The sequence below is a fragment of the Deltaproteobacteria bacterium genome, assembly GCA_035063765.1.
Taxonomy (GTDB): domain Bacteria; phylum Myxococcota_A; class UBA9160; order UBA9160; family PR03; genus CAADGG01.
Window position 1 is genome coordinate 61547 of the sequence record JAPSFT010000004.1, and the last position, 22971, is coordinate 84517.

The following is a 22971-nucleotide window of genomic DNA, read 5'->3' on the forward strand; positions in this document are numbered from 1 at the left end:
GCGGAGCGGTGGGCGAGCTCAGGAGTCGGTGCGGCGTCCGCTCGAGTAGGCGTCGAGCACGCGCTCGGGGTAGCTCGCCGGCAGGACGTCACCCTGGCGCAGGCGCGCGTCGATCTCGCCGGGCCCCCAGTTGTAGGCGGCGAGCGCCGCGCGCACGTTCGCGTAGCGATCGATCAGCTCGCGCAGGTAGGCGACGCCGATGCGGAGGTTCGCGTGGGGATCGAAGAGGGTCTGCGGGCCACGCCAGGGGATCCCGAGGCGGCGGGCGATCGGAGCGCCGGTGCTCGGAAGGATCTGCATCAGCCCGAGGGCACCCTTGTGCGAGACGGCGAAGGGATCGAAGCGGCTCTCCACCTCGATCACGGCGAGGACCAGGGCGGGCTCGAGACCGTGCTCGCGGCTCGCCTCGACCAGCGCGCGGGCCAGTGCGCCCCGCTCGGCCTCGCCCATCTGGCGCGCGAGGGGAGCGAACAGAGCCTGGGCGGCCGCGACCGCGGGGTCGCGGGCGTCCACGCTGGCGGCCGCGGGGTCCTGGGCCGCGCCGTCGCCGGGCGCCCGCGAGCAGGGCGCCGCCACGAGCAGGAGCGAAGCGACCCAAACGAGCAGGAGCGGTCGCGGGTGGTGGTGGGCCATCGGCGATCCTCCGACGGGCGCCCGAGGGGCGGGCTCTTGCCATCGAAGCCGGTACGACGTCGATTCCGGCGCGTGCCGGATGGGCGCGGGATCTGGAGAGCAAGCGGCGTGCCCCCCGGCACGCGTAGGCGCCGCAGCTTAGTCGATCGGGGCCCCTCGACCCACCCGCTGCACACGAGCCGCTGCGCGCAGGGCTGCACCCCCCGGAGGGAGAGGTTGTCGTCTACCTAGTTTGGGAGGGTCCCGACGCACCGTGGAAGCAGGAGACGAGCAGGGACGGCAGGAGAGGAGTGCCTGCGGGGGCAGGACCACCCCCGCAGGCATGAACGCAGCGTCAGCGGCCCTTGGTGCGCATCTTGCCCCTGCCGAGCAGGAGCCAGTCGAGCGACACGGCCTCCTTCACGGCGAGCGTGATCAGGAAATCCGCATGGGGGGTCGTGCCGTTCTCGTAGCGGTTCACGTTCTGCTGGAAGACGCCGAGCTCGCGTGCGAACTGGCGCTGCGAACGATCGCCACGGACCTCGGCGAGGCGCTCGGGAAGCTTCTTCTTGATCCGTTCGATGGCCGCGGTACTCATGGGTCTCCGTCTTCTCCCGTTTCACCGAGTTTTCGGTGTGTTGTCGTCGAGGCGCATCGGCGCCGGAACGGGCCCATCCAGCCCGTCCGATCGATCCGAACGCCCCTCGCGCTCGACGCTTTCCGCCAGAGCCCGCTGGGGCGCGCATTTCGCGTCCTTCCGGGCAACACCCCTCGGCGTAGCGAATGGGACCGAGCAGTCCAGGGTCGCGGTCACCACCGGCAAGCTTCGAGGAGCGTCAGGATGGAAAGCCAGACCGAGTGGTCGGATCATAGTCCCTCGGCGCCCGGCGGCAACGCCGATCGGGCGTCGGGCGCTGGGCGCCGGCACGGGTCGGCGCCCCAGCGAGATGACTTGCCGTTCATTCGCCACGGATGAGTGGCAGCGGGAGACACGACACGGCGGCGGATCGATGCGGGTGATCGCAGGCCGATTCGGGGGACGCCGCCTGCGGGTTCCGGCCGCCGGCGTCCGGCCGACCTCGGATCGCGTGCGCGAGGCGCTCTTCGCGAGTCTCGGGGACCTCGGCGGGGTGCGCGTCCTGGACCTCTTCGCGGGGTCCGGGGCGCTCGGCATCGAAGCGCTCTCGCGCGGCGCCGCCGCCCTCGTCCTGGTCGAGCGGGCCGCGCTGGCCGCTGCCGCCGTGCGCGAGAACCTCGCCACCCTCGGCGTGGGTGGCGAGGCGCGCGTCCTGCGCGCGGACGCGGTCGCCGCGGTGCGCCGGCTCGCCCGCGCCCAGGAGCGCTTCGATCTGGTGCTGCTCGACCCGCCCTGGGCCGATCCGACCGAGCCGGAGCGGGCGCTGCGCGCGCTCGCGACCTCGGGCATCCTCGCCGCCGGCGCCGCCCTGGTCGTCGAGACCGCGCGGGGCCGGGCGCTGGCGCCGATCCCCGGACTCCTTGCCGTCGAGGAGCGCCGGTACGGCGATACGGTGCTCCATCGCCTGGTTCATCGCCCGGCGGGCGTCACGGAGAGCGCCGGCACGGGCCGGCCGGAGGATCCGATGCAGGACGCAACGGGAGGACGGGGGGCCGGCGCGCCGGCGCCGCACGTGATGGGCCGCGCGCTCTTCGCTGCGAGCTTCGATCCGCTCACCAACGGGCATCTCGACCTGATCCACCGCGCGCGCGCGACCTTCCCCGAGCTGGTCGTGGCCGTGGCGCGCAACGTCGAGAAGCACGGCACCTTCACGGTCGACGAGCGGCTCGAGATCCTGCACGCGGTGCTCGACGGCGAGCCGGGCATCCGGATCACGTCGTTCGAAGGCCTGCTCGTCGACTACGCGCGGCAGATCGGCGCGCGCGTGCTGATCCGCGGCCTGCGGGCGGTCTCCGACTTCGAGTACGAGTTCGAGATGGCGCTCATGAACAAGCGCATGTACCCCGAGATCGAGACGCTGTTCATGATGACCAGCCAGCAGTTCTTCTACGTGAGCTCCTCGCGGCTGAAGGAGCTGGTGCGCTTCGGCGCGAACGTCGGGGACTTCGTGCCTTCCGTGGTCGCCAGGAAGCTCGAGGAGAAGCTCGGCGGCCGTTCGTGACGGAGGCTGCGCCGATCCGCTTCGGGACGGGCGGCTGGCGCGGCGTGCTGGCCGACGAGGTGACCTTCCCGCGCCTGGACGCGCTCGTCGAGGGCGTCGCGCGCTGGCTGCGCGAAGAAGGGCAGGGCGCCCGGGCGCGCGTCCTGGTCGCGCACGACACCCGCTTCCTCGGCGCGGCCCTGGCGGCGCGCGCCTGCGCCCGGCTGGCGGCGGCCGGCCACGCGCCGATCCGCGCCGCGAGCCCCGTGCCCACCCCGCTCGTCGCCCACGCCGTGCGGCGGGGCGACGCGGACGCCGCGCTGGTCGTGACGGCCAGCCACAACCCCCCGGAGTACCAGGGCGTGAAGGTGATCGCCGGCTGGGGCGGCGGCGTCGGCGACGCGCAGGCGCGGCGCATCGAGGCGCACGCCCGGCGCGCGCTCGCGAGCGGCCCGGCGCCGGTGGCGCGCGCGCACGCCGGTGCGTCCGTCGACCTCGTCGCCCCCTATCTCGCGCACCTCCGGGACTGGCTCGGTCGCGGGGGGCAGCGTCGGGGGCGGCCCGCGATCGTCTACGACGCCCTCCACGGAACGGGGGCCGGGGTGTGCGAGCGCGCGCTGCGCGAGCGCGGCGCGTGCGTCGAGCGCCTGCGCGGCGAGCCCTCGGCGCGCTTCGGAGGGGCTGCACCCGACCCGACGCCGGAGCGGCTCGCCGGGCTCGTGGCGCGGGTGCGCGCGCAGGGCGGCCGCGCCCTCGGGCTCGCCACCGACGGCGACGCCGACCGCTACGCCGTGGTCGACGCCGATGGCGCGCCGCTCAGCGAGTGCGAGGCGCTCGCCCTGCTCGTCGACCGGCTCGCACGCACGGGGCGGCTGGGACGCGGCGTCGCGCTCTCGACCGCGACCGGCTCGCTGGTCGAGCGGGTGGCCGCCGGTCACGGACTCCGGGTCACCCGCCACCCGGTCGGCTTCAAGCACCTGGCGCGCGCCCTCGCCGATGGGACGGCGGGCGCGGCGGGCGACGAGAGCGGCGGATTCGCGGTCGACGCCGTCGGCCGCCACAAGGACGGCATCCTGGCCTGCGCGCTCTTCGCCGAGATGGCAGGAGAGGAGGGCTTGCCACTGCGCGCGCGGCTGCGCGTCCTGGCCCGCCGCCACGGTGCGAGCGCATGGGCGCGCGTCGCGCTGCGGGCGGACCCCCGCGCACGGGCGCGGCTCGTGCAGCTCGCCGCGGCGCCACCGGAGCGCGTCGGCGGCGCGCGCGTGTGCTCGGTGGCGCTCCACGAGGGCCTGCGCCTGGCGTTCGCAGACGGCTTCCTGATGCTGCGCGGCTCGGGCACCGAGCCGGTGCTCCGGCTCTACGGCGAGGCGCCGGATCGCGCGCAGCTCGCGCGGCGGCTGGCCGCCGGGCGCGCGCTGCTGTGCATGGACGGCCGAGCGTCCGACCGGTAACCTCGCGGCCAGCTTCGATTTTTGCCGTGCGAGGAAGCCGCCGCACGGAGCGCGCCCGGGGGAGGGCGAGATGCCGGCCGACGAGCAGCCCGGGCGAACCGTTTCCGCTTCCGCCGGGAGCGCGCGCCGGCGCGTCCTGCTCGCGGTCTCGGGCGGCATCGCGGCCTACAAGACGCCCGAGCTGGTGCGTGCGCTGGTGCGCGAGGGAGCCAGCGTGCGCTGCGCGCTGACGGCCGCCGCGGCCCGCTTCGTCTCTCCGCTCGCCCTGCAGACGGTCTCCGGCCATGCGGTACGTAGCGACCTCTTCGACGCCGAGCAGGAGGGCGCGATCGACCACATCGCGCTGGCCGACGAGACGGACCTCGTCGTGGTGGCGCCCGCCACCGCGAACCTGCTCGCGAAGCTCGCGCACGGACTCGCGGGCGACCTGGTGTCGACGCTGCTGCTCGCCACCCGCGCGCCGCTGCTGGTGGCGCCGGCGATGAACGTCCACATGTGGCGGCACCCGGCGACCCAGGCGAACGTCGAGCGGCTGCGCGGGCGCGGGGTGCGCTTCGTCGGACCCGAGGCGGGCCCGCTCGCCTGCGGCTGGGAGGGCGAGGGGCGGATGGCCGAGCCGGACGCGATCGCGGCCGAGGCCGCGAGCCTGCTCGCGCCGAAGCCGCTCGCCGGCGAGCGTTTCGTGGTCACGGCCGGCGGCACCCGCGAGCCGATCGACCCGGTGCGGGTCGTCGCGAACCGCTCGTCGGGGAAGATGGGCTACGCGATCGCGGCCGAGGCCGCGCGCCGGGGGGGCGAGGTCGTCCTGGTCTCGGGCCCGAGCGCGCTGCCCGCACCGCCCGGCGTCCGCGTCACCGCCGTGGAGACGGCGCTCGAGATGCGCGACGCGGTGCGCGCCGCGCTGCCCGGCTGCACCGTCTTCGTCGGCGCCGCCGCGGTGGCGGACTTCCGGCCGGTGGCGGCGGCTGCGGACAAGATCAAGAAGGAGGCGCTCGGCGAGGCGCGGCTCGTGATCGAGCTCGAGCGGACGCCCGACATCCTCCTCGAGGTGGGTGAGCTGAGCGCCCGCGAGGGCGGGCGGCGCCTGGTGATCGGCTTCGCCGCCGAGAGCCGCGACCTCCTGGCGGCCGCGCGCGCGAAGCTCGCGCGCAAGCGCTGCGACCTGATCGTGGCGAACGACGTCACCCGTGCGGGCGCCGGCTTCGACGCCGACACCAACGCCGTGTCGTTCGTCTGGCCCGGCGGCGACGTCGAGGAGCTGCCGCTGCTTCCCAAACGCGAGGTGGCCGAGCGGCTCCTGGACCGCGTCGAGAAGCTGCGCGAGGGGCGCCGGTGAGCCGGATCGCCCGGGCCGCCGCGCTCGCCGCGGCGCTGCTCCTCGCCGCCGGCGCAGCCGCCGCCGCCGGACACGTGAACGCGATCCGTGTCCAGGGCACGATCAACCCGGCATCGTCGGACTTCATCCAGAAGGCGATCGCGCAGAGCGAACGCGAGCAGGCCGCGGCCCTGGTGATCGAGCTCGACACGCCGGGTGGCCTGGTGAGCGCGACCAAGGACATCATCCAGGCGATGCTCAACGCGAAGGTGCCGGTGATCGTCTACGTCGCGCCGCAGGGAGCGTGGGCAGGATCGGCCGGGACCTTCATCACGCTCGCCGCGCACGTGGCGGCGATGGCGCCGGGCACCAGCATCGGGGCTGCGCACCCGGTCGGGGTCGGGGCGCCGGGCGGCGGCCCGCCGGGCGGGGAGCAGGGCCAGGACGTGGCCGGCGAGAAGGCCGAGAACCTGCTCGCCGCCTACATCGAGTCGATCGCCCGCGAGCGCAAGCGCAACGTGGAGTGGGCGGTCAAGGCGGTCCGCGAGTCGGTGGCGATCCCGGCCGACGAGGCCCGGCGCCTGCACGTGGTCGACCTGGTGGCGGCGTCGCGCGCCGAGCTGCTCGCGGCGAGCGACGGCCGCGAGGTCGAGGTGGCGGGCGAGCCCCGCGTGCTCGCGCTCGAGGACGTCGAGGTGCGCACGATCGCGATGACCGCGCTCGAGCGCTTCCTGCACGTGCTCGCGAGCCCCGACGTCGCGGTGCTGCTGCTGATGGCGGGCGTGCTCGGGCTCTACATCGAGTTCTCGAACCCGGGCCTGCTCGTGCCGGGCGTGGTGGGCGCCGCCTGCCTGGTGCTCGGGCTGATCGCGCTCCAGATCCTGCCCTTCTCGTGGCTCGGCCTGATCCTGTTCCTGGCCGGACTCGGCCTGCTGGCGGCGGAGGTCTTCGTCGGATCCTACGGCGTGCTCTTCGCGCTCGGCGTCGCGTGCCTGCTGCTCGGCGGGTCGATGGTCTTCGACGTGCCCGAGGTGAGCGACCTCGACGTCTCGTTCTGGTCGGTGCTGGTGCCCGCGGTGACGGGGATGGCGCTGTTCGGGGCGCTGGTCGTCTTCGGGGTGGGGCGCACGATGGGGCGCCGGCAGACCGCAGGGGTCGACGAGCTGATCGGGATGCAGGGCCGTGCGGTGGAGGCGCTGGCGCCCGAGGGCCGGGTGTTCGTGCGCGGCGAGTACTGGAGCGTGCGCTCCGAGGATCCCGTGGCGGCCGGGGAGCCCGTCGAGGTGCTGGCCGTCGAGGGCATGCGGCTGCGGGTGCGCCGGGCGCGGGGTGCGCCAAAGGAGGGCCGATGATCTCGTTCTCGTTCCCGGTGATCGTGGTCGCCGTGCTGGCCGCGTTCCTGATCGCGGGCATCAAGATCCTCCAGGAGTACGAGCGCGGCGTCGTGTTCCGCCTCGGGCGCTACGCGGGGGTCAAGGAGGCGGGCATCCGCTTCATCATCCCGGGCGTCGACCGGCTCGTGAAGATCTCGCTGCGCGAGATCGTGATGGACGTCCCGACCCAGGAGGTCATCACGCGCGACAACGTCTCGGTGAAGGTGAACGCGGTGCTCTACTTCCGCGTCCTGCACCCCGAGAAGGCCGTGATCCAGGTCGAGAACTACCTCTACGGCACCTCGCAGCTCGCGCAGACGACGCTGCGCAGCGTGTGCGGCCAGGCCGAGCTCGACGAGCTGCTCGCCGAGCGCGAGACGATCAACCGCAAGCTCCAGGAGATCATCGACCTCCAGACCGAGCCGTGGGGGGTGAAGGTGCGCGCCGTCGAGCTGAAGGCGATCGACCTGCCCGAGGAGATGCGCCGCGCGATGGCCAAGCAGGCCGAGGCCGAGCGCGAGAAGCGCTCGAAGCTGATCCACGCCGAGGGCGAGTACCAGGCCGCCCAGCGCCTGCGCGACGCGTCGGGGATCCTCGCCGAGGAGCCGGCGGCGCTCCAGCTCCGCTACCTGCAGACCCTCACCGAGATCGCCACGGAGCGGAACTCGACGATCCTGTTCCCGCTGCCGATGGACCTGCTCCGGCCGCTCTACCTCGCGAGCGAGGCAGCCGCACGCCGGATGGAGCAGGCAGGCTGATGGCGAAGGAGCCGCGCAACGCGCCGAGCGAGGAGCGGGTCCGGCGCGCCGTCGGGCGCACGGTGGCGAACGTGAGCGCGGTGCTGCTCTCGGTCGCCGTGCTGGGCGCCTGGGCCTACTTCGGCTTCTACACGCTCGAGCCCGGCCAGTCCGCCGTGATCCTCCAGCTCGGGCGCTACCTGCGCACCGAGGCGCAGCCGGGCCTGCGCTGGCACCTGCCGCCGCCGCTCGAGAGCCACGAGATCGTGAACGTCGCCTCGATCGACAAGGAGGAGTTCGGGGTCCGGGTGGAGCCGGCGGCCGCGGAGGGCGCGCCGGCGGCGCCCGCCCGGCCCGAGACCGCGATGCAGACCAGCGACGCGAACATCGCGCTGGTCGGCTTCGTGGTGCAGTACCGGATCAAGGACGCCTTCCAGTCGCGCTACCGGATCGCGAACCCGCGCGCGGTCCTGCGCGACGCCGCCGAGGCCTCGGTGCGCCGGGCGGTCGGGCGCAACACGATCGACGCGGTCCTCACCGAGAAGCGCGGCATCATCGAGAGCGAGGCGCGCGAGGAGCTCCAGGAGCGGCTCGACCTCTACGAGTCGGGCCTCGAGGTGCTCGGCGTCGAGCTTTTGGACGTGCAGCCGCCCACCGAGGTGCGTGCGGCCTTCGACGACGTGCAGGGCGCCAACCAGGACCGCAACCGGACCGTCAACGAGGCCCAGGCCTACGCGAACGAGGTGCTGCCGCGCGCCCGCGCCGAAGCGGTCGAGGCGGTCGAAGGCGCGCGCGGCTATCGCGACGCGCGGATCGCCGAGGCGACCGGCGAGGCGGAGCGCTTCCGCGCGATCGCGGCGGAGTACGCGCGGGCGCCGGAGGTCGTGCGCACCCGGCTGTTCCTGGAGACGATGGAGAAGGTGCTGCCCCAGGCGAAGACCTACATCGTGCAGCCGGGCAGCCCCGTCCTGCCGTTCCTCCCGCTCGAGGAGCGGACCCGCGTGGCCGCTCCGGAGGCTCCCCGATGAGGCGGCTGCTCTTCGTGCTGCTGGTGCTGTCGGCGATCGGCGCCGCGTTGATCTGGCTCGGCGAGGTGGGCTGGGGTCCGGTCGTCATCACCCACGAGGACGAGCAGAAGATCGTCCTGTTCCTGGGCAGCCCGATCTCGGTCCGGGCCGAGCCGGGGATCTCGCTGCGCCCGCCCTTCGCGGAGGTGCACGTCTTCGACCGGCGCTTCCAGTACCTCGGCTCCCAGCCGCAGCAGATGCAGACGCGCGACGCCGAGCGGCCGGTGATCGATCACTACGTGGTGTGGCGGATCGCCGATCCGCTGCGCTTCTTCTCGGACTTCCCGCAGGGCATGCAGCAGGCCGAGGCCCAGGTGGATCGCATCGCCCGCTCCGACGTCCGGGACGTGGTGGGCCAGCGCACCATGCAGGACCTGGTCGCGGATGCCCGCAACGAGATCATGACCGCGATCACGGAGCAGAGCGCGGGCCGCCTGCGCGAGTTCGGGATCGAGGTGCGCGACGTGCGCATCAACCGCGTCGAGCTGCCCGAGACGACCGAGGCGAACGTCTTCGCCCGCATGCGCGCCGAGCGTGAGCGGCTCGCGCGCAAGTACCGCGCCGAGGGCGAGGAGGAGGGCCGCCGGATCCGTGCCGAGGCGGACCGGGACGCCCGCGTCACGGTGGCCGAGGCGCGCAAGCAGGCCGAGATCCTGCGCGGCGAGGGTGACGCCGAGGCCGCACGGGTCTACGCCGAAGCCCACACCGTGGCGCCGGATTTCTACGGCTTCGTGCGGCGGCTCGACGCCTATCGCAAGACGATCGGCGAGGGCACCACGCTGGTGCTCCCGACGGACGAGGGCTTCTTCGACCTGCTCTCGGGCGGCCGCGCAGCGGGCGCTCCACCGCCGCTCCGATGAGCCTCGCCCGCTTCAGGGCTCGCGCGTCGCAGGCGTCAGCGGGGCGAGCGGGCCAGGAGCCAGACACTCGCCGCAGCGAAGGCGGCCAGGGTCAGCCAGGGCGTGGCGACCGGGTCGAGCACACCCTGCGTGGCCAGGGTGAGCCCGTACTCGCGGAGCATCCAGAACCCGAACAGCGCGCCGACACCCTCGAGCGCTGGCACCGCGAGGCTGCGGGTGCGCTCCACCCGCAGGCCGAGGGGAATCGCGAGCAGCACGAACACGAAGGCCGAGAGCGGCTCGGTGAGGCGGTCGTGGAGCAGGGCCTGGGCGCGGACCGCCTCGGGATCGCCCGGCGCGCGGCCCTCGCGGTACTCGCGCAGGTCGGCGATCGAGAGCCCCTGCACGCCGGCCGCGAGCAGCGCCCGCTCCCCCGTGAGGACGAGCTCGAGGTGCGCCACCCGCTCGAAGGAGACCGGCGCCTCCGGCGCGCCGGGGACGAAGCGGCGGATCACCGCACCCTCGAGCTGCCAGCGCCCGTCCTCGTCGATCCGGGCGCGGACCGCCTGGATGCTGCGGACCAGCTGGCCCTGGCCGTCGAGCTCGAAGATCGCCACCTCGTGGAGCTGGCGGGCCCCGGGGTCGGCGTCGCGCACGTTGTAGACGTAGCGCCCCTTGTGATACCAGAACGAGCCACGGCGGAACTCGACCTGGTCCTCGCCGCCCACGTGGCGCCGCCACGCCTCGTGGGCGCGAACGCCCACCGTCTCGTTCGCCGCGAGTCCGAGCCCGGAGACCACCACGCCGGCCAGGGCGACCGGCACCAGCACGCGGAGCGGCGAGACGCCCCCGGCCTTGATCGCGACGAACTCGAGCGAGCGGGCGGCGGTCCCGAGGGCGACGAAGGCGGCGGCGAAGGCGGCCACCGGGACGAGGAGCGGCAGCCATTGCGAAGGAATGCGGAGCACGACGAAGAGCAGGGCGCCGGTGAAGCCCTCCGTGGACCCCACGACGTCGTCGAAGTCGCCGAGCAGCTCGACCACGCCCACCGCCAGCACGAGCACCACCAGCACGGCGGCGAAGGCGACGGTGAAGCGCGCCAGGAAGTAGCGCGGAAGCACGCCCATGGCGCGCCGGAGTCTAACCGGGCGGAGCCGGGCTGGTGAGGGTGGTCCGCGGCAGCGAAGCGCTCGAACGCCCGCCGCACCAGGCGGTGCTGACGATCGGGAACTTCGATGGGGTTCACATCGGGCACCGCACGATCCTGCGCACCGTCATCGACCGTGCGCGCGCGCTCGATGGCGAGGCGGTCGTCTACACCTTCGATCCGCACCCCCGCAAGGTGCTCGCCGGCCAGCGCGCGCCGGACCTGCTCACCACGACCGAGCAGAAGCTCGAGCTGCTGGCGGCAGCCCGGATCGACCTGGTGGTGCTGGAGCCCTTCACGCCGGCCTTCGCGCGCACGCCGCCCGAGCGCTTCGTGCGCGAGTGCATCCACGCGCGCATCGCGCCGCGCGAGGTGTACGTCGGCTACGACTTCCACTTCGGCCACGATCGCGAGGGCTCGATGCGGACCTTGACCGAGCTCGGCCCGCGGCTCGGCTTCGCGGTGACGATCATCCCCGAGGTCACGATCGGGAGCCGGGACGTGAGCTCGACGCGGATCCGCGAGCGGCTCGGCGCCGGCGAGGTCGAGGAGGCGGCGCTGCTGCTCGGACGCCCCCATGCGATCCGCGGCCGGGTGGTGCGTGGCGACCAGCGCGGCCGCACGCTCGGCTTCCCGACGGCGAACCTGGCGCCGGAGAGCGAGCTGCTGCCGGGGCACGGGGTCTACGCGGGCCACGTGCGGCTGCTCGACGAGCCCGCCGCCGGCGCGCCCGGGCCGGCCGCGGGCGCCCGCTTCCCGGCCGTCGTCAACGTGGGCCGGCGCCCGACCTTCGCGCCCGACGCCGCACCGCTCGCGGAGGCGCACCTGCTCGACTTCGCGGGCGACCTCTACGGCCGCCGCATCGAGGTCGGCTTCGAGACGCGGCTGCGCGAGGAGCGCCGCTTCCCGGGCCCCGAGGCGCTCCGCGAGCAGATCGGCCGCGACGTCGCGGAGGCGCGCCGCCGGCTGGCGGGGACGTAGCGCGTGCCCGGCCCGGCTCGCGCGGAGGCGTCCGGATGACGTCGCCCGGTACCGTGTCACGGCGCTCTCGCTGGCGGCGCTGGCGTGATCCCCGGGTCTGGCTCGGCATCGCGATCACCGCCCTGACGCTCTGGCTCGCGCTTCGCGGCATCGACCCGAAGGTGCTGGCGCGCGATCTGGCCAGCGCCAACCTGCCGCTGCTCCTTGCCGTCTCGATCCCCGCCTACGCGGTCGCGATCTGGGTACGCGCGGTGCGCTGGCGCTACCTCACGGACGCGATCGCGCCGATTCCGACGGCGTCGCTGTTCCGCGCCACCGCGGTCGGCTCGCTCGCGAACAACGTGTTCCCGCTCCGGATGGGCGAGCTGGTGCGAGCCTGGGCACTGGCCCGCGACCAGCGCCTCGACGTGGCGCCGATCGTAGGCACGATCGTGCTCGAGCGCCTGCTCGACGCGATTGCGGTGCTGGCGATGGCACTCGTGATCTTCGGCGTCCGCGGCACCCGCTCGGGCGACGCGCTCGTGGTCGGGCTGCCGCTCCTGGCCGGGGCGCTCCTCCCGCTCGGTGCGGTCGTGGGGATGCGCTTCGCGCCCGAGCGTGCGGCGGCGCTGACCCGCCTCCTCGCGCGCCGGCTCCTGCCCGAGCGCGTCGGCGCCTCGCTCGAGGATCTGGTGCGCCGCATGGCCGACGGGCTCGGATCGATCCAGGGCGGCCGTCACCTCTGGTGGGTGGCGTTCCACTCGCTGCTCCTCTGGGGGGTGCTCGGGGTCGTGCCGTTCCTCGCCGGCTTCGCGGCGCTCGGCATCGATCTGGGCTCACCGGCCCGGACGCTGGCCGCGTCCTACGTGGTGCTGGCGGCGGTGGGCATCGCGATCGCCCTGCCGTCGGCGCCCGGCTTCTTCGGCCCCTACCACCTGGCGGCCCGTGAGGCGCTGGCCCGCTTCGGCGTCGGCGAGGCCCAGGCGCTGGCGCTCGGCACGCTCTCGCACGCGGTGTTCTGGCTCGTGACCAGCGCGCTCGGCCTGCTGGTGCTCCGCAGCCGCGCCACCCGCCTCGAGGATCTCGCCGGGGCGGCCGATCCGGAGCCGTCCCCGCCGCCCCCCGCCGGGCCCTGACCCGCCGCCTCCGCCCGTCCCCGTAAAGGTCCCGCTGCCGGCCGCCGATAACCGTCCGGGATTCCAGAGCTTTCACGGGTCCGCAGGGATCCTGCGCAAGCGGGCGTATCCGCACGGGTTCTGCGCAGGGTCGGCCGGCGGCGACGCATTCGCGCGGCGGAGCGGGAGAGGGCGGTGAACGAGCGGATCGGCGAGCTGCTCGTCCAGAAGAACGTGATCACGGCGGACCAGCTCCAGAAGGCGCGCCAAGAGGCGCGCTCGAAGGGCGAGCGGCTCGGCCACCAGATCACGAAGCTGGGCTTCCTGCAGGAGTCGGAGCTCACCGACTTCGTCGCCAAGCAGTATGGGCTGCCCACCATCGACCTCGGCGACTTCGAGGTCGATCCCGACGTGATCCGGCTGGTCCCCGAGGAAGTGGCGCTCAAGCACACCGTGATCCCGGTGAACCGCGCCGGCGCCACCCTGATCCTCGCCACCGCCGACCCCTCCAACATCTTCGCGATCGACGACATCAAGTTCCTGACCGGGTACAACGTCGAGGTCGTGGTCGCCTCCGAAGAGCAGATCAAGGCCTGCATCGACCGCTACTACGACCAGTCCTCGAGCTTCGCCGACGTGATGGGCGACCTCGACGTCGAGGACCTCGAGCTGGTCCAGGACGACGACGACGTCGACGTCAGCGAGCTGGCCCGCGAATCCGAGGACGCCCCGGTCGTCAAGCTCGTGAACCTGATCCTCACCGACGCGGTCAAGCGCGTGGCCTCGGACATCCACATCGAGCCCTACGAGAAGGAGTTCCGGGTCCGCTACCGGATCGACGGCGTGCTCTACGAGGTGATGAAGCCGCCGCTCAAGCTGCGCAACGCGATCACCTCGCGGCTCAAGATCATGTCGGAGCTCGACATCGCCGAGCGCCGGCTCCCCCAGGACGGGCGCATCAAGCTGAAGATGGGGCGCGGCAAGGAGATGGACTTCCGCGTCTCGGTGCTGCCCACCCTGTTCGGCGAGAAGGTGGTGCTGCGGCTCCTCGACAAGGGGAACCTCCAGCTCGACATGACCAAGCTCGGCTTCGAGGCCCAGCAGCTCTCGGTGTTCCAGGACTGCATCCACCGGCCCTACGGGATGGTGCTCGTCACCGGCCCCACCGGGTCGGGGAAGACCACCACGCTCTACTCCGCGCTCTCGGAGCTGAACAAGATCAGCGAGAACATCTCCACCGCGGAGGATCCCGTCGAATTCAACCTGGCGGGCATCAACCAGGTGCAGATGCACGAGGACATCGGCCTCAACTTCGCCGCCTCGCTGCGCTCCTTCCTGCGCCAGGACCCCGACATCATCATGGTCGGCGAGATCCGCGACTTCGAGACCGCCGAGATCGCGATCAAGGCGGCCCTCACCGGCCACCTCGTGCTCTCGACCCTGCACACCAACGACGCCCCCTCGACGGTGAACCGGCTCCTCAACATGGGCATCGAGCCGTTCCTGGTCGCGTCGTCGGTGAACTGCATCCTGGCCCAGCGCCTCGCGCGCCGGATCTGCGAGGAGTGCAAGGACAAGGACGTCGAGACCGTCAAGCAGGCGCTGCTCGACGCCGGCTGCAGCGAGGAGGAGGCGGCCAAGGCCGTGGTCTACAAGGGCCGCGGCTGCCGGACCTGCTCCGACACCGGCTACAAGGGCCGGGTCGCGCTCTACGAGGTGATGGAGCTCACCGAGCCGCTGAAGGAGTTCGTGCTCAACGGCGCCTCGGCCATGGAGCTCAAACGCGAGGCGATCCGCGGCGGCATGACGACGCTGCGCCGCTCCGCGCTCAACAAGCTGCTCGAGGGGACCACCACGCTCAGCGAGGTTCTCCGCGTGTCGGCGTCCGACAACTAGGGGGGAGGGCGGCCGATGGCCAACCTGCATCAGCTTCTCAAGGCGATGATCGAGAAGGGGGCGAGCGACCTCCACATCACCACCAACAGCCCCCCGCAGCTGCGCGTGGACGGCAAGCTGCAGCCGCTCAAGATGCCGCCGCTCTCGCCCGCCGAGACCAAGCAGATCTGCTACTCGATCCTGACCGACGCGCAGAAGCACAAGTTCGAGGAGAACAGCGAGCTCGACCTGTCCTTCGGCGTACGCGGGCTCTCGCGCTTCCGCGCCAACATCTTCATGCAGCGCGGCGCGGTGGCCGGCGCCTTCCGCGCGATCCCCTACAAGGTGATCAGCATCGAGGAGCTCGGGCTCCCGAAGGCAATCGTCGACATCACGAAGAAGCCGCGCGGGCTGGTGCTGGTCACGGGGCCGACCGGCTCGGGCAAGTCGACCACGCTGGCCAGCATCATCGACCGCATCAACAGCGAGCGCCACGACCACATCGTGACGGTCGAGGACCCGATCGAGTACCTGCACCCGCACAAGAGCTGCGTGGTCAACCAGCGCGAAGTGGGCGCCGACACCAAGGGCTTCACGACCGCGCTCAAGTACATCCTGCGCCAGGACCCGGACGTGGTGCTGATCGGCGAGATGCGCGACCTCGAGACGATCGAGGCGGCGCTGACCGTGGCCGAGACCGGCCACCTGGCCTTCGCCACGCTGCACACGAACTCGTGCGTGCAGACCATCAACCGGATCGTCGACGTCTTCCCGCCCTACCAGCAGTCGCAGGTGCGGGCGCAGCTCTCCTTCGTGCTCGAGGGCGTGCTGTGCCAGTCGCTGCTGCCGCGGGCCAACGGGCCGGGGCGCGCGCTCGCGATCGAGCTGATGATCCCGAACCCCGCGATCCGCAACCTGATCCGCGAGGACAAGATCCACCAGATCTACTCGCAGATGCAGATCGGGCAGGAGAAGTACGGGATGCAGACGATGAACCAGTCGCTGGCCTCGCTCTACCAGCGCCGGATGATCAGCATGGACGACGCGCTCGCGCGCAGCCACGACGTGGAAGAGCTGAAGAGCCTGATCCAGGGCGGGGGCGGGACGGTCGTCCAGCGCCGGATGGCGGGCGCCTGAACAGGCGCGCCGCGAACGATTCGAACTCGTAGCGAACGAGGGGGGTTGGCATGCCGGTCTTCGCCTGGGAGGGGCGCACCCGTCAGGGGACGCTCAAGAAGGGAGTGATCGAGGCGAGCAGCGAGGCCGCCGCGATGATGCAGCTGCGGGGCCAGATGATCGTCCCGGTCTCGGTCCGCCCGAAGGCGTCGGGCGGCCTGGGCAGCGTCAGCCTCCTCAAACCGCGGGTCAAGATCCGCGACCTGGTGGTCTTCACGCGCCAGTTCGCGACGATGATCGACGCCGGGCTGCCGCTGGTGCAGTGCCTGGAGATCCAGGCCGACCAGCAGCCGAACAAGACCTTCCGTGAGGCCCTGGGCCGCGTGAAGTCCGACGTCGAGCAGGGGGCGACCTTCGCCGACTCGCTCGGCAAGCACCCGAAGATCTTCGACGAGCTCTACGTGAACCTGGTGACCGCCGGCGAGGTCGGCGGCGTGCTCGACACGATCCTGAACCGGCTCGCCGTGTACCTGGAGAAGGCCGACGCCCTGCGCCGCAAGGTGAAGGGGGCGATGGTGTACCCGACCACCGTCATGATCGTGGCGATCGGCGTGCTCGTCCTGTTGCTGGTCAAGGTGATCCCCGTCTTCGAGAAGATGTTCAAGGACTTCGGTGGCGAGCTGCCGGGGCCCACCCAGATGGTGATCAACCTCAGCAACTGGATGCAGGCGAACATCCTGTTCTTCCTGGTCGGGATCGGGATCCTGGTGGTCGCCTACGTGCAGGCGCGGGCCCGTGTGCCGCGCTTCCGCTACCAGACCGACGCGCTGTACCTGAAGCTCCCGGTCTTCGGACCGCTGCTCAAGAAGGTTGCGGTAGCCCGCTTCAGCCGGACCTTCTCGACCATGCTCTCGTCGGGCGTGCCGATCCTGGACGCGCTCGACATCTGCGCCCGGACCGCCGGCAACAAGGTGATCGAGGCCGGCCTGCAGCGCACCCGCACCGCGATCTCCGAGGGCAAGACGATCGCCGAACCCCTGAAGCAGGTCGGGATCTTTCCCGGGATGGTGGTGCAGATGATCGCGGTCGGAGAGCAGACCGGCGCGATGGACGCCATGCTCTCGAAGCTCGCCGACTTCTACGACGACGAGGTGGACGCGGCCGTCGCCGCCCTCACCGCGCTCCTCGAGCCGCTCATGATGGTCTTCCTGGGCGGCACGATCGGCACGATCCTGATCGCGATGTACCTGCCGATCTTCAAGATCGCGGACGCGATCAAGTAGGCGGCGGCGGGGCCGGCGGGTCTCGCCGGCAGGCAGGAGCGAGGTTGGCGGGGGAGGGCCATCCGAGCCCGAGCGTGCGGACTCGGGAGGCGCTGCGGCGACGGCTCGGCCACCTGATGGGGGGCCGGCTCGCGCTGTGCGTCGCGATCCTGGCCGTCGCGCACGGCATGGCGGCGGGGTCTGCCGGCGAGCAGCCGGCGGCCGGCGCACGCGGCCTCTACGCGACCGTCGTCCTGGCCTTCGTCGCGACCCTCGCCTGCGGGCTGCTGCTCGGTCGGGTGCGGCGCGTCCGCGCCTTCGGCGTGGCGCAGGTGGCCACCGACGTGCTCGTGACGACGGCGCTGGTGCACTTCACCGGCGGGCTCGAGTCGATCTTCGCGTTCCTCTACGTCCCGATCACGGTCTACGCGGCGCTGCTGCTGGGCCGCCCCGGCGCCTACGCGGCCAGCGCCCTCGCCGTCGTGGCCTACGCGGCCGTGGCTCTGCTGCCGCGGATCGGCTGGCTGGCGCCCGCCACGGGAGGTGGCGACCCGGTCCAGCTCGCGCTGCTCGGTGTCCACGCGAGCGCGCTGCTCCTGGTGGCGCTGCTGGCGAGCGCCCTCTCCCACGAGCGCGACCGCGCCGGGCACGCGCTGGACGAGCGCACGCGCGCCCTGCGCCATCTCCAGCGCCTCCACGAGCGCACCGTCGAGAGCCTGACGAGCGGTCTGCTCACGACCGACTCCGAGGGGCGCATCAGCTCCTTCAACCCCGAGGCCGAGCGCATCACCGGGCGGCCGGCCGGCGCGGCGCTCGGCCTCCGGCTCGGCGAGGTGATCCCCGGCGCTCCAGAGGTGCTCCAGGAAGGGGTCGCGGCCGCCGGCCGCGGCGACCGCACCCGGCTGCGCCTGCGCTTCCACGGCGGTGGCGGCGACGAGATCCACCTCGGGATCGCCGGCTCCGTCCTGCGCTCGGCCGAGGGCGAGCCCGCCGGCCACGTCGTGATCTTCCAGGACGTCACCAAGGTGGTCGAGATGGAGGCCGAGCTGCGCCGCCAGGAGCGGCTCGCCGCGGTCGGCGCGCTCTCGGCGCACCTGGCCCACGAGATCCGCAATCCGCTCGCGGCGATCTCGGGGTCGATCCAGATCCTGGAAGGCGCGCTCGCCGGCACTGCCCGCGACGACGAGACCGGGCGCCTGCTCGGGATCGCGGTGCGCGAGGCCGACCGGCTGAACCAGCTCATCACCGACTTCCTGCAGTACGCCCGGCCGGCGCCCGGCAAGGCCGTCCCGGTCCCGGTGGCCGCGGTGACCGCCGAGGTCCTGGACATGTTCGACTCGGTCCGTCCCAGCGGCGTGTCGGTCGAGCTCGCCGTGCCGGCCGCGCTCCGCGTGCTCGCCGAGGAGGGGCCCTTCCGCCAGGTGCTCTGGAACCTGTTCCTGAACGCGGTGCAGGCGATGCCCGAGGGCGGGACGCTGCGCGTGTCCGCGGCCCCGGTGCCGCCTCAAGCGCCGGCAGCGGGCAGCCGAAAACCCCCGGACGAGGAGGCGCGCTGGGTGGAGATCGAGGTGGCGGACAGCGGCACGGGCATTCCCGAGGACGTGCTCGATCGCATCTTCGACCCGTTCTTCACCACCAAGAAGGACGGGACGGGCCTCGGCCTCGCCACCGTGCACCGCGTGGTCGAGGCCAGCGGAGGCCACCTCTCGGTCGAGAGCGCCGTCGGGCGCGGCACGACCTTCCGCATCCGTCTGCCGCGGGCGGACGCCGCGTGACGGCGACTCCGCGCATCCTCGTCGTCGACGACGAGCGCAGCATGCAGGAGTTCCTCGAGATCCTGCTCCGCAAGGAGGGCTACGACGTCACGACCGCCGGCGACGTGACCGCAGCCCTGGTCGCTCTCGACGCCGACGACTACGACCTCGTGATCTCCGACATCCAGATGCCCGACCGCTCGGGCCTCGACCTCCTGCGCACGATCCGCGGCTCCCAGCCCGACGCGCTGGTGCTGATGATCACCGCCTTCGCCACCACCGAGACCGCGATCGCGGCGATGAAGGAAGGCGCCTACGACTACATCACCAAGCCCTTCAAGGTGGACGAGATCAAGCTCGTCGTGCAGAAGGCGCTCGAGAAGAAGCTGCTCGCCTCCGAGAACGCACGCCTGCGCCACGAGCTGCGCAGCGAGCGCCAGCAGCGCCCGCTGGTCGGCAACAGCGCGCGCATGCACCAGCTCTACGAGATGATCGGACGCGTCGCCGCCACCAAGACCAACGTACTGATCGTCGGCGAGAGCGGCACCGGCAAGGAGCTGGTCGCGCGCGCGATCCACACCGAGAGCGACCGCGCCGAGAAGCCCTTCGTCGCCCTCAACTGCGCGGCGATCCCCGAGAACCTGCTCGAGTCGGAGCTCTTCGGGCACGTGAAGGGCGCCTTCACCGGCGCCGTCGGCAACAAGTCGGGCCTCTTCGAGCTGGCCGACCAGGGCACGCTCTTCCTCGACGAGGTCGGCGAGCTCACGCCGCCGCTCCAGGTGAAGCTCCTGCGTGCGATCCAGGAGAAGACGATCCGGCGCGTCGGCGGCACCTCCGACCGGCGCGTGGACGTGCGCATCCTGGCCGCCACCAACCGCCGGCTGGAGGAGGAGGTGGCCGCCAGCCGTTTCCGCGAGGACCTCTACTACCGGCTCAACGTGATCCAGCTCCAGCTCCCGCCGCTGCGCGAGCGGATGGAGGACCTGCCGCTGCTCGTGCACCACTTCGCCGAGAAGTACGGGCGCGAGCTCGGAAAGCCCGTGCGCGGCGTCTCCGAGGACGCGATGCAGCGGCTGCGCGCGCACGCCTATCCGGGCAACGTGCGCGAGCTCGAGAACGTGATCGAGCGCGCGGTGGCGCTCTCGCGCAGCGAGTGGATCGACGCCGAGGCGCTGCCGCCGACCCTGCTCGAGCGGCCCGCCGAGCGCGCGGTGGCCCCGCTGCCGCAGGGCTCGGTCGATCTCGACAACCTGGTCGCCGACTACGAGCGCGGGCTGCTGCTCGAGGCGCTGCGCCGGGCGGGCGGCGTCAAGAAGCGAGCCGCGCAGCTCCTCGGCATCTCGTTCCGGTCCTTCCGCTACCGGCTCGAGAAGCTCGGCCTCGACGAGCCCTCCGACCCGCTCTGAGTCCCGCGGGAGGGCTCCCATGGACCTCGCTCGCCTGCGGCTCGCTGCGCGCGGCGGGGGACGGCCGCTCGCGCTGCAGACCGAGGTCGTCCTGAGCCTGGCCCTCGTGATGCTGGCCGCGACGACCCTGCTCGCGGCCGCGCTCCTGCACGGCCACGAGACGCGCTGGCGCGAGCTGCTCGGGCGCTCGCTGCTCGCGGAGGCTCATGCGCAGCCGGGCCCCGAGCGGGCGCTGATCGCCGGGACCCGCTGGTGGGAGCTGCGCCGCGACGGGAGCGTGGTGGCGGCCTGGGGCGGGTCCCGGGCGCTCGACGCGCGGACGCGCGCGCTCGCGGAGGAGGTCCAGGCGCGCCGCGAGCCGCTGCTGCGGCCGGGCGCCGTCTGGGACGAGATCCGCTTCGCCGCACCGGTCGGCGAGAGCGCGGTGGCGGTGGCCCGGCTGCCGGCCGAGGCCTCGCTGCGCCTGCGCGGCCTGCCGCTCGCCCTGGCGGCGATCCTGCTCCTGCTCGACGCCGCCGCCTTCACGGCTTTCGGCGCCACCGTGCTGCGACGCCGCGTCGTGCTGCCGCTGCGCCGGCTGGCGCAGGCGGCGCGCGGGCTCGCCGACGGGGCCTTCGAGGCCCGCGTCCCCGAGGAGGGGCCGCGCGAGGCCGCCGAGGTGGCGGCTGCCTTCAACGCGATGAGCGAGGCGCTGGCGGCGCGCACGGCTGCCCTCGAGAAGGCGGTGGCCGATCTGCGGGCCGCCAACACGGAGCTGCGGCAGGCGCGCGCCGGGCTCGACCGCGCCGAGCGGCTCGCGGCGGTGGGGCGGCTCGCCGCCGGCGTCGCCCACGAGGTGGGCAACCCGATGGGCGCGCTCCTGGCCTTCGTGGACCTGGCCGGGCGCGAGCCGGCCGCCGCCTCCGCGCACCTCGCGCGAGCCACCCGGGAAGGCGAGCGGGTGCGGCGGATCCTGCGCCAGCTCCTCGACTTCGCGCGGCCGGACGCCATGCGGGCGCCGCCCCGTCCGCTCGACCTCGCGGCCGCCGCGCAGGAGGCCGTCACGCGGGTCGCCGCGCAGCAGCGCTACGCCGGGCTGCGTCTGGAGCTCACCGTGGACGGCGATCCTCCGCTGGCGCTCGGCGATCCGGCAGCCGTCGCGCAGATCCTGCTGAACCTGCTCCTCAATGCGGCGGATGCGGTGGGAGCTGCGCGGGGAGGCCGCATCCTGCTCCTCGTGCGGGCAGCGCCCCTGGCGCTGCGCGGCGGCGAGGCGCCGGAGCACGCGCAGGCGCGCCGCTCTCCCGGCGGGGTCGAGTGCGTGGTCGCCGACGGCGGCTGCGGCGTCGCCGAGGGCGACCGCGAGCGGATCTTCGACCCCTTCTTCACGACCAAGGACCCGGGTGCGGGGACCGGTCTCGGCCTCTCGAACTCCCTGCGGCTGGCCGAAGAGATGGGGGGCGCGCTCGAGCTGGTCGCGCCGCCGGAGGGGCTGCGGACCGCCTTCGCCCTGCGGCTCCCGGCGGCGGGCGCGGGCGAGCGCACCGCAGCGAGCTGCGAGGTCCGCAGGGAGGTGCGGGGCGAGGCATCCCCCACGCCCCGGGCAGTCCACGAAGAAGACCAGCAGTGACGGAGGCTTGGCGATGAGCGACCCGATGGCACGGGGCTTGCGACACGGCTTCGCCACGATGCGGGCGAGCGCGTACGGACAGACGCGGCGGCGGGCGGGCTTCAGCCTGCTCGAGATCATGGTCGTCGTCGCGATCATCGGCGTGATGGCGGCGCTGGCGGGGCCGGCTCTCCAGCGCTTCTTCGCGAACCAGCGCCTGAAGTCGGCGGCCCGCTCGATGGCCGACGCCTTCCTGCTCGCGCGTGCCGAGGCGATCCGTACCGGGGATGCGCAGATCGTGTTCCTGTCCGCCGCCGGAGGCGCTGATCCGCCGGCGACGGATCCGACGGGCACCTCGCTCAACGCCTCGTCGGCCGGGGCCGAGCCGCGCGGGGGCGTATGGCCCGCCCTCGTCCTCGACGACGGCCCGCCGGGCTCCTGGAACTGCGAGATCGACGCTGCCGATCCGGTTCGCACGATCCCTCCCGAGACCGGTGTCTCCTGGGGCGTGACGCAATCCGCCGGTGTGCGCGCGCCCGGCGATCCGGCTGGCGGTGCCGATCCGGCCAGCGGCTCGAGCTTCGAGTACCAGGGCAACCGCGTGACCTGGGTGCTGTTCCGTGGCGACGGGATCCCGCTCACCTTCGACGCCGGCTGCAACCTCGGCACGCTGGGCTCGGGGGGCGGCGCGGTGTACGTCACCAACGGGGAGCGCGACTACGCCGTCGTGCTCTCGCCGCTAGGGGCGGTCCGGGTACACGCATTCGAGACGGGGGCAGCGGAATGGACCGACTGAAGCGGAGGCGGGGAGGCGAGGGCTTCACCCTGATCGAGGTGATGATCGCGCTGAGCATGCTGGCTGCGGGCCTGCTCACGGTGGCGGCCGCGCAGCTCTACGCGATGCGCGGAGGCTCGTCGGGACGCCACGCCTCCGACGCCGCGACCATCGCGCACTCGCAGCTCGAGGACTTCCAGCGCATGGACTTCTCGGATGCCGATCTCACGGACACGGGCGGCGCCTGGCAGAACGGAGTCGTGCCGGCCGACGTCGGCGTGGTGGAGACGGCGGGCGGAGACGTGACCGAGATGGCCTACACGATCCAGTTCCGGGTGGACGACGTCGACCCGAACCTGAAGGCCGTCGACGTGCGCGTGAACTGGGACGAGCCGCAGCGGCCAGGCCGGTCCGTCACGCTCTCGACGATGCTCCACAACGATCCGCAGACGGGGGGCTGAG

Annotated in this window: 20 protein-coding genes and 1 pseudogene; 18 read left to right on the plus strand and 3 right to left on the minus strand. The window is 72.9% G+C overall.

From position 1 onward, the window contains the following. Nucleotides 1-18: 18 nt before the first annotated feature. Entirely contained in the window at nt 19-633 is a 615-nt protein-coding gene (locus OZ948_02825) for a lytic transglycosylase domain-containing protein (GenBank protein MEB2343653.1), read from the minus strand. A gap of 334 nt (nt 634-967) precedes the next feature. After that, the gene (locus OZ948_02830; protein MEB2343654.1) at nt 968-1210 is read right to left on the minus strand and encodes a helix-turn-helix domain-containing protein; all 243 of its coding nucleotides are present in this window, start codon (nt 1208-1210) and stop codon (nt 968-970) included. Between the two features lie 412 nt (nt 1211-1622). Here OZ948_02830 and rsmD point away from each other — a divergent pair. From rsmD to OZ948_02870, 8 genes and pseudogenes are all read left to right on the plus strand, one after another. After that, nucleotides 1623-2138, plus strand: a pseudogene (gene rsmD / locus OZ948_02835) (16S rRNA (guanine(966)-N(2))-methyltransferase RsmD). A 126-nt stretch (nt 2139-2264) separates the two neighbouring features. Continuing rightward, nucleotides 2265-2750, plus strand: coding sequence for a pantetheine-phosphate adenylyltransferase (gene coaD / locus OZ948_02840; protein MEB2343655.1), 486 nt, complete (start codon nt 2265-2267; stop codon nt 2748-2750). Continuing rightward, on the plus strand, nt 2747-4180 hold the full coding sequence (locus tag OZ948_02845; protein ID MEB2343656.1) for a hypothetical protein: 1434 nt from the start codon (nt 2747-2749) through the stop codon (nt 4178-4180). Before coaD ends, OZ948_02845 begins: the two co-directional genes overlap by 4 nt. Before the next feature lie 70 nt (nt 4181-4250). After that, entirely contained in the window at nt 4251-5516 is a 1266-nt protein-coding gene (coaBC, locus tag OZ948_02850; GenBank protein MEB2343657.1) for a bifunctional phosphopantothenoylcysteine decarboxylase/phosphopantothenate--cysteine ligase CoaBC, read from the plus strand. After that, nucleotides 5513-6847 (plus strand): nodulation protein NfeD, encoded by a 1335-nt coding sequence (locus OZ948_02855; GenBank protein ID MEB2343658.1) that lies wholly within the window; start codon nt 5513-5515, stop codon nt 6845-6847. Before coaBC ends, OZ948_02855 begins: the two co-directional genes overlap by 4 nt. Further along, nucleotides 6844-7626, plus strand: a complete 783-nt coding sequence (locus OZ948_02860; protein ID MEB2343659.1) for a slipin family protein — start codon at nt 6844-6846, stop codon at nt 7624-7626. The genes OZ948_02855 and OZ948_02860 overlap by 4 nt, the downstream gene beginning before the upstream one ends. Then, the gene (gene hflK / locus OZ948_02865; protein MEB2343660.1) at nt 7626-8633 is read left to right on the plus strand and encodes an FtsH protease activity modulator HflK; all 1008 of its coding nucleotides are present in this window, start codon (nt 7626-7628) and stop codon (nt 8631-8633) included. The genes OZ948_02860 and hflK overlap by 1 nt, the downstream gene beginning before the upstream one ends. Continuing rightward, complete coding sequence (locus OZ948_02870; protein ID MEB2343661.1) at nt 8630-9532, plus strand: protease modulator HflC; 903 nt, start codon at nt 8630-8632, stop codon at nt 9530-9532. The genes hflK and OZ948_02870 overlap by 4 nt, the downstream gene beginning before the upstream one ends. A gap of 35 nt (nt 9533-9567) precedes the next feature. On the opposite strand, the gene OZ948_02875 is transcribed toward OZ948_02870, so the two are convergent. Next, the gene (locus OZ948_02875) at nt 9568-10638 is read right to left on the minus strand and encodes an LptF/LptG family permease (GenBank protein MEB2343662.1); all 1071 of its coding nucleotides are present in this window, start codon (nt 10636-10638) and stop codon (nt 9568-9570) included. 35 nt (nt 10639-10673) lie between these two features. Between OZ948_02875 and OZ948_02880 the strand changes: the two genes are divergently transcribed. The 10 genes from OZ948_02880 to OZ948_02925 all read left to right on the plus strand — a co-directional run bounded on the left by OZ948_02880 (nt 10674) and on the right by OZ948_02925 (nt 22970). Then, nucleotides 10674-11639, plus strand: coding sequence for a bifunctional riboflavin kinase/FAD synthetase (locus OZ948_02880; GenBank protein MEB2343663.1), 966 nt, complete (start codon nt 10674-10676; stop codon nt 11637-11639). Nucleotides 11640-11674: 35 nt separating this feature from the next. Then, nucleotides 11675-12754, plus strand: a complete 1080-nt coding sequence (locus OZ948_02885) for a lysylphosphatidylglycerol synthase transmembrane domain-containing protein (protein ID MEB2343664.1) — start codon at nt 11675-11677, stop codon at nt 12752-12754. Between the two features lie 174 nt (nt 12755-12928). Then, nucleotides 12929-14629, plus strand: a complete 1701-nt coding sequence (pilB, locus tag OZ948_02890; protein MEB2343665.1) for a type IV-A pilus assembly ATPase PilB — start codon at nt 12929-12931, stop codon at nt 14627-14629. 15 nt (nt 14630-14644) lie between these two features. Next, entirely contained in the window at nt 14645-15745 is a 1101-nt protein-coding gene (locus tag OZ948_02895) for a type IV pilus twitching motility protein PilT (GenBank protein MEB2343666.1), read from the plus strand. A gap of 50 nt (nt 15746-15795) precedes the next feature. Then, nucleotides 15796-17007 carry a type II secretion system F family protein gene (locus OZ948_02900; protein MEB2343667.1) on the plus strand — a complete coding sequence of 404 codons (1212 nt, stop codon included), beginning with the start codon at nt 15796-15798 and terminating at the stop codon, nt 17005-17007. Between the two features lie 74 nt (nt 17008-17081). After that, complete coding sequence (locus OZ948_02905) at nt 17082-18761, plus strand: ATP-binding protein (protein MEB2343668.1); 1680 nt, start codon at nt 17082-17084, stop codon at nt 18759-18761. After that, nucleotides 18758-20146, plus strand: a complete 1389-nt coding sequence (locus OZ948_02910) for a sigma-54 dependent transcriptional regulator (GenBank protein MEB2343669.1) — start codon at nt 18758-18760, stop codon at nt 20144-20146. Before OZ948_02905 ends, OZ948_02910 begins: the two co-directional genes overlap by 4 nt. A 19-nt stretch (nt 20147-20165) precedes the next feature. Beyond that, complete coding sequence (locus OZ948_02915) at nt 20166-21755, plus strand: HAMP domain-containing protein (protein ID MEB2343670.1); 1590 nt, start codon at nt 20166-20168, stop codon at nt 21753-21755. Nucleotides 21756-21768: 13 nt separating this feature from the next. Continuing rightward, nucleotides 21769-22530 (plus strand): prepilin-type N-terminal cleavage/methylation domain-containing protein, encoded by a 762-nt coding sequence (locus OZ948_02920; protein ID MEB2343671.1) that lies wholly within the window; start codon nt 21769-21771, stop codon nt 22528-22530. Further along, complete coding sequence (locus tag OZ948_02925; GenBank protein ID MEB2343672.1) at nt 22518-22970, plus strand: prepilin-type N-terminal cleavage/methylation domain-containing protein; 453 nt, start codon at nt 22518-22520, stop codon at nt 22968-22970. The genes OZ948_02920 and OZ948_02925 overlap by 13 nt, the downstream gene beginning before the upstream one ends. The last annotated feature ends 1 nt before the right edge of the window (nt 22971 follow it).